The organism is Microbacterium sp. 18062 (genome assembly GCF_902706225.1).
Lineage (GTDB): Bacteria > Actinomycetota > Actinomycetes > Actinomycetales > Microbacteriaceae > Microbacterium.
This window is the reverse complement of sequence record NZ_CACSKB010000139.1, coordinates 1-688: the sequence shown is the minus strand read 5'-3', so window position 1 is coordinate 688 and position 688 is coordinate 1. Positions and strand designations below refer to the sequence as shown.

Genomic DNA, 688 nt, shown 5'->3' with positions numbered 1-688 from the left:
TCTTTGCACCGCAAAGTACACCGCCCCTGGGGCTGGTACGACAGTATCGACAATGGCAGCCGCTTCCAGGTAAAACGTATTGTCGTCAATCCGGGAGCACAGTTGAGCTTGCAAATGCATCACCATCGCGCCGAGCACTGGATTGTGGTCAAGGGCACCGCCCGAGTCACCAGGGGCGATGAGAGTTTTTTGCTGGGCGAAAACGAGTCGACCTTCATTCCACTTGGTCATGTGCATCGGCTCTCGAATCCGGGGAAATTGCCGCTGGAAATTATTGAGGTGCAATCTGGCGCCTATCTTGGCGAAGATGATATCGTTCGAATTCAAAGTGATTACTGAATATAAATTGAGGATATTCAAAATTATTATGGTTAATAATCGAATAAAAAATTTATCTCCTATTAAATCTTTGGTGAATCATCGTGCATTAATTTTGGATTTGGCTAGGCGAGAGATTGACAGTCGCTACAAAGGCTCTGTCGCAGGCCTACTTTGGTCATTTTTCAATCCTCTAATGATGCTGGGAGTATACACATTTGTATTTAGTGTGATATTCCAGTCCAAATGGGCAGGCGGCAGCGGCTCTAAAACAGAATTTGCTTTGGTGCTGTTTGCGGGTCTGATTTTTTTTGGGATTTTTTCAGAAGTGGTGGGTAGAGCCCCTACTTTGATATTAGGAAATGTAAAC

General features: G+C 45.1%; 2 protein-coding genes. Both read left to right on the top strand.

Annotated features, from left to right (window positions below):
• Positions 1-339, top strand: a 339-nt coding sequence (locus GVL03_RS19015) for a cupin domain-containing protein (protein ID WP_159502559.1), incomplete at its 5' end; no start/stop codon positions are given.
• On the top strand, positions 308-688 hold a 381-nt coding region (locus GVL03_RS19010), incomplete at its 3' end, for an ABC transporter permease (RefSeq protein WP_200847256.1). The genes GVL03_RS19015 and GVL03_RS19010, both read left to right, overlap by 32 nt.